Annotated in this window: 7 protein-coding genes; 4 read left to right on the forward strand and 3 right to left on the reverse strand. The window is 67.3% G+C overall.

From position 1 onward, the window contains the following. The coding region (locus ELR45_RS41390; protein WP_240760071.1) for an SDR family NAD(P)-dependent oxidoreductase at window positions 1–494 on the reverse strand (494 nt) is incomplete at its 3' end. A gap of 50 nt (window positions 495–544) precedes the next feature. Here ELR45_RS41390 and dtd point away from each other — a divergent pair. Together dtd and ELR45_RS22935 are read left to right on the forward strand one after the other, a co-directional pair. Then, window positions 545–1,036, forward strand: coding sequence for a D-aminoacyl-tRNA deacylase (gene dtd, locus ELR45_RS22930; protein WP_129668410.1), 492 nt, complete (start codon window positions 545–547; stop codon window positions 1,034–1,036). Between the two features lie 132 nt (window positions 1,037–1,168). After that, on the forward strand, window positions 1,169–2,029 hold the full coding sequence (locus tag ELR45_RS22935) for an NAD-dependent epimerase/dehydratase family protein (protein ID WP_129668411.1): 861 nt from the start codon (window positions 1,169–1,171) through the stop codon (window positions 2,027–2,029). Window positions 2,030–2,062: 33 nt separating this feature from the next. On the opposite strand, the gene ygfZ is transcribed toward ELR45_RS22935, so the two are convergent. Continuing rightward, the gene (ygfZ, locus tag ELR45_RS22940) at window positions 2,063–3,079 is read right to left on the reverse strand and encodes a CAF17-like 4Fe-4S cluster assembly/insertion protein YgfZ (protein ID WP_129668412.1); all 1,017 of its coding nucleotides are present in this window, start codon (window positions 3,077–3,079) and stop codon (window positions 2,063–2,065) included. A 161-nt stretch (window positions 3,080–3,240) separates the two neighbouring features. On the opposite strand from ygfZ, the gene ELR45_RS22945 reads away from it, so the two are divergent. Next, window positions 3,241–4,644 carry an FAD-binding oxidoreductase gene (locus ELR45_RS22945; RefSeq protein ID WP_129668413.1) on the forward strand — a complete coding sequence of 468 codons (1,404 nt, stop codon included), beginning with the start codon at window positions 3,241–3,243 and terminating at the stop codon, window positions 4,642–4,644. A 33-nt stretch (window positions 4,645–4,677) separates the two neighbouring features. Here ELR45_RS22945 and ELR45_RS22950 read toward each other — a convergent pair whose 3' ends face one another. Further along, entirely contained in the window at window positions 4,678–5,196 is a 519-nt protein-coding gene (locus tag ELR45_RS22950) for a heme-binding beta-barrel domain-containing protein (RefSeq protein WP_129668414.1), read from the reverse strand. A gap of 257 nt (window positions 5,197–5,453) precedes the next feature. On the opposite strand from ELR45_RS22950, the gene ELR45_RS22955 reads away from it, so the two are divergent. Next, window positions 5,454–5,745: DsrE family protein (locus ELR45_RS22955; RefSeq protein ID WP_205857086.1), on the forward strand; the 292-nt coding region annotated here is incomplete at its 3' end.

The raw sequence follows: 5,745 nt of genomic DNA on the forward strand, positions 1-5,745 counted from the left end.
GCCGCGGCGGACACGGCGAACGGTGTGCGGACGTTGACCGCGATCGTCTGGTCGAAGTCGTCGAGCCCGGTCTCGGTCACCGGACCCATCGGATACAGCGCCGCGTTGTTGACGAGCACATCGAGTCGCCCGAAGGTCGCCGTCGCGCTGTTCATCGCCTCGATCACGGCCTCGGCGTCGGCGCTGTCGACCCGGAAGGCCAGGCCTCGCCGGCCGTGTTCCTTGATGGCCTCTACCACCGAGGCCGAGCTGTCGTCGTCGTTGAGGTAGGTGAAGCCGACGTCGGCGCCCTCAGCGGCCAGCCGCAGAGCCACGGCTGCGCCGATCCCCCTGCTGCCACCCGTGATGAACGCCGCCTTGCCGTCGAGCTTGTTGTTGAGAATGTTGTCCATGACTTCGATGCTGCCCGCCGCCGTCGCGCTGGTCCGGCGGAAATCAGCCTTGGCATTCACCACGACTCCGACGGAGAGATCATCGAGTATTTGCGGGGTCATCACCCCACCGATCCTCGATGATCAGGGTGTGGGCTGGCAGGATCGGGTGTGTGCGAGCAGTAGTACAGCGAGTGAGTTCGGCATCAGTCCGGGTTGACGACGAGGTCGTCGGCGCCATAGATCCGGGTGGGACGGCCGTCGGCACCATCGATGCAGGTAAGGACGGAGACGACGTCAAGGCGAGTGTCGGCCAGGGGCTGCTGGTGCTGCTCGGCGTCACACATGACGACGACGAGGAGACCGCGGCCAGGCTGGCGCGGAAGGTGTGGGAGCTGCGAATCCTGGACGGGGAACGGTCGGCTTCCGACGTCGGTGCGCCGATCCTCGTCGTCAGCCAGTTCACCCTGTATGCGGACACCCGTAAGGGCAGGCGGCCGTCGTGGAACGCGGCCGCCCCAGGGCCGGTGTCGGAACCGTTGGTCGAGGCGTTCGCTGTGGCCTTGCATAAGCTCGGCGCGCAGGTCGAGACCGGGGTGTTCGGCGCGCAGATGCAGGTCAGCCTGGTCAACGACGGTCCTGTCACACTCATCCTTGAAGTCTGATCCGCCGACGGCGTTCGCCGCCGACACCATGAGGGCTGCACGTACCGACGTCACGGGTCGGCTGAGCGGACGTTATGTTGAGAGCGATACCGGTTTCTCATACCCGCCCCGCGTCCACTCCTGGGAGACGACATGATCATCGTGACTGGAGGCAGCGGCAAGGCCGGCCGTGCCTGCGTGGAGGACCTGGCCGCGCACGGATACGACGTCGTGTCGGTCGACCTGGTCCGGCCCGCCGATTCAACCGTGCGGCACACAGTGGCGGACTTGACCGACTTCGGCCAGACGATGGCCGCGCTCGCCGGGGTCGACGAACGGACCAAGGACGTGACCGGCATCGTTCACCTGGCCGCCATCCCGGCGCCAGGGCTCGCACCGAACCACGTCACCTTCGCGACCAACACGGTCAGCACCTACAACGTGTTCGAATCGGCACGGCAGCTCGGCATCAAGAACGTGGTGTGGGCGTCGAGCGAGACGGTGCTGGGCCTGCCCTTCGATGTACCACCGCCGTACGCGCCGGTCGACGAGGACTACCGGGGCCGTCCGGAGAGCGCCTACTCGCTCTCCAAGCTCGTCGGCGAGGACATCGCGGAGCAGTTCTGCCGGTGGGAACCCGAGATGAAGATCATCGGCCTGCGGCTGTCCAACGTCATGGCTCCCGGAGACTACGAGCGCTTCCCCGGGTTCCAGGACGACCCGATGCTTCGCAAATGGAACCTGTGGGGCTACATCGACGCGCGCGACGCGGCACAGGCTATGCGTCTGGCGCTCGAGTCGGACATCACCGGCGCCGAGGTCTTCGTGATCGCCAACGCCGACACGGTGATGCAGACCCCGAACGACAAGCTTCTCGACGCGGTCTACCCTGATGTCCCGCGCCGACGCGAGATCGGCGCACATGAGACTCTGCTCGGCATCGACAAGGCACGCCGCATGCTCGGCTACAACCCCCAGTACAGCTGGCGGGACCACCGCCCGGACACACCGTGACCGACACGTGGTCATCGACGGCCGATGAAGCTCCTAGCGGAGCTTCGGACGGACGTGCAGACCGGCCTCGGGATCGACGACGACCTCCTGCGAGGCCGCGACACCGCCGGCGGTCAGCGGCACGTCGGTCGGGACGTTGCGCTTGACCACGGCAAGGGCGATCGGCCCCAGCTCATGATGCCGTGCGGACGATCCCACGAAGCCGACCGTCCGGCCGTCGGCCACGACGTCCTCGCCGTGCTCCGGCAGATAGTCGACCGAGCCGTCGAGGTGGAGCATGACCATCCGGCGGGGAGGCCGGCCGAGCGTGTGCACCCGGGCAACGGTCTCCTGGCCGCGGTAGCAACCCTTGTCGAGGTGGACCGCGGCACCGATCCAGCCCACCTCGTGCGGGATGGTTCGCTCGTCGGTCTCGCGTCCGTGCCGGGCCTCGTGCGCCTCGATCCGCAGCGCCTCGTATGCCCAGATCCCGGCCAACGACCCGACGCTGTCCACATAGGACCGTAGTTCGGCCCGCCGGACGAAGACGTCACGGCCGCGCTCGGTGACGCGCGCCACGATGACCGCCGGACCGCCCTCGTCGCCGGTGACCGATCCGGTCGGCTCCCAGACGACGCAGACCTCTCCGGTGACATCGGCCACTTCGACCTGAGACCAGAACTTCATCGAGTCCAAGTACTGGACCAGCGGCGCCGCGCTCCCGGGCTCCATGTGGAACCAGATCGTCTCGCCGTCGTCGACGCCGTACAGAGCATGCTCGACGCGGCCGTTCGGGTCGAGGACCAGCGCCGACGTCGCCTCTCCTGCCGGCAACCGTTCGAAGTGCTGGGTGGTGAGCTGGTGCAGCCAAGTCAACCGGTCCGGCCCGCTGACGCGCACGACATCCCGGTGCGAGAGGTCGACGACACCTGTCCCGGCGACGAGTTGACGCTGCTCCCGGTGCGGGTCGCCGTAGTGGGCGGCCACACCGGTGTCTGGCTCCGCTGCCTCCACGGCACCCGGAACGTCGAGAAAGGGGCTGCGATACGTCGGATTCACACTCACGACCATATGCAACGCCGACGCCGGTGCGGACCATCCCGGCGGCACAAATCAGTCGGCATCCAGGCACTTCGCCAGCGCGTGCGCCGCCTCGCACGCGTTTGGCGCGCACCACCCTTGTGCTCGACGCTCGAGCAGTGCCAGGCTGATCAGCATCCTGAGGGGGCAACATGGGGGATCCGACGGGAGTCATCCCGGCCAGTGGTACGTCCGCCGGCCACCTCGAGTCATCCCTGGTAGGCGAGCTCATCCGTCCTTCCGATCCGGACTACGACCGTCACCGGCGAGTATGGAACGGCTCGATCGATCGCCGTCCGTCACTGATCGCACGTTGTGCGGGCACCGCCGACGTCGCCGCCACCGTCCGTTTCGCGCGCGAGCACGAACTTCTGACCGCGGTCCGCAGCGGCGGGCACAGCTTTCCCGGGCTGTCGGTGTGTGACGGCGGCATCGTCGTCGACCTGAGCATGATGAAGGGTGTGCGTGTCGACCCGGAGAGACGGACGGTCCGGGTGCAGGCTGGGGTGCTGATCGGTGAGCTCGACCGAGAGACCCAGGCCTTCGGCCTCGCGGTACCGGCTGGGATCGTCACGCATACCGGGGTGGCGGGGCTCACGCTCGGCGGCGGCATCGGCTGGATCATGCGCAAGTACGGACTCACCATCGACCAGCTTCTCTCGGTCGACGTCGTCACGGCGGACGGCGAGTCCGTCACGGCGAGCGAGGATACGAACGCGGACCTGTTCTGGGGTGTGCGGGGCGGCGGCGGGAACTTCGGCGTCGTGACCGAGTTCGAGTTCAGGCTGAGCCCGATCGGCCCGCACGTCATGGCCGGCCCCGTGTTCTGGCCGATCGAGCAGGCTACGAAGGTCCTCCGCTTCTACCGGGACTGGATCATGGACTGCCCGGACGAGGTCATGACCATCGCCGTCCTGCGGCGAGCACCTGATCTTCCGGCGGTTCCGCCGGAGTGGGTCGGACGGCATCTCGTCGGCATCGCTGCGTGTTACGCCGGCCCCGTCGAGGAGGGCGCCGCCGTGCTTGCTCCGCTCAAGTCGTTCGGCTCACCGGTCCTCGATCTCTGCGTTCCCAAGCCGTACACCGCCCACCAGGCGACGTTCGACCCGTCCTTCCGGCACGGCTGCTGGTACTACGTCCGGTCATGCGACGTCGACCAGCTCAACGACGACGTCATCGACATCACAGCGGAGTTCGGCCGCCGGATCGTCTCTCCCGTCACGAGCCTCGCCCTCTGGCAGCTGGGCGGGGCCGTCGCCCGGGTCGGCGACGACGAGACGGCGTTCAACGGACGCGCGGCCGGGCACACGTTCAACATCAACGGAAACTCAGAGACGACGGACGGGTTCGACGCCGAGCGGGAATGGGCACGTTCCTTCTGGAAAGCATTGGAGCCGTACCACACCAGCGTCTACGTGAACTTCCTCATGGACGAGGGTGAGGCCCGGATCGAACAGGCCTACGGCCCGGACAAGTACAGGCGGCTCAAAGAGCTCAAGCGGACGTACGACCCGACCAACCTCTTCCGCCTGAACCAGAACATCCGGCCCGGCTGATCGCGTATCGCAGCATGACCGCGGGGCTACCTACTAGTCCGAGGCCTCGGTGGCGTCCGCCACTCGCTTCAGCTCGGCGGACAGATGCGGCTGCAGGTCTTGCCCCATAGCCGCCATCTCGTACACATACATCAGGTTGCCGTTGACCAGCCCGTACAGGCGATGCCCGCTGCGGTAGTCCTTCGCCGTCTCCGTCTTCAGCACACCACGGGTGGCCAGCTCCACCTTCGCCGGCTCGACCTGGCCGAGATAGATCTCCACGAAGCCGGTCGGATGCGTCAGCAAGACCTCGACCTCGTCGTCCGCCTGCGGCCGCCAGTACCCGGTCTCCCGGGCGGCCGGACGGACGAGGTTCCCGTCCTCGTCGAGGATCCAGCTCCGGCTCGTGTAGGACAGGAAGGGCTTGCCCGGCACGTAACTGAACTCCACCTCCTGGCCGAAGCGGAAGGCTTCGATGGTCGGGTAGTCACCCAGACCGGCGCCTTCCCAGCGTCCCAGCAGCCAGGCCAGCGGCACGCAGTCGGAGTGGAGGTCACTGGGGATCTCGATCACGGTGAACGGCCTCTATCGACAGGTGGGCAGCGCGGACTGGGTCAGGCCTGGCCCTTGAAGAGCTTGAGCACGACGAGCAGTGCCATCAGGCCCGACGCAACGGCAACCAGCACCATCAGCGAGGTGAAGACAATTTCCAGCACACCGCGAGTGTAGCGGTAGGGTCAGCCGTTCCGTCACATCGCCTCTCTGTGGCGGCCTGCCCCGCTTCCTCGCCGCGGCGGTCCTCAGCGGCAGCGCCTCTTAGTCTTGAGCCCATGGCTCACACCCTCGTAGTCAAAGTCACGGCCGGAGCGGACGCTCCGGAGCGGTGCTCGCAGGCGTTCACAGTCGCCACCACCGCGCTGGCCAACGGCGCTACGGTGTCGCTCTGGCTGACCGGCGAGTCCGCCTGGTTCGCGCTGCCCGGACGAGCGGCGGAGTTCGAACTGCCGCATGCCGCCCCGCTGCCCGACCTGCTGGACGCGCTGCTGGCGGGTGGCAGTGTGACTTTGTGCACGCAATGCGCGGCACGCCGCGAGATCGGTTCCGATGACATCATCCCGGGCG

This window comes from Phytoactinopolyspora endophytica, assembly GCF_004138495.1.
Lineage (GTDB): Bacteria > Actinomycetota > Actinomycetes > Jiangellales > Jiangellaceae > Phytoactinopolyspora > Phytoactinopolyspora endophytica.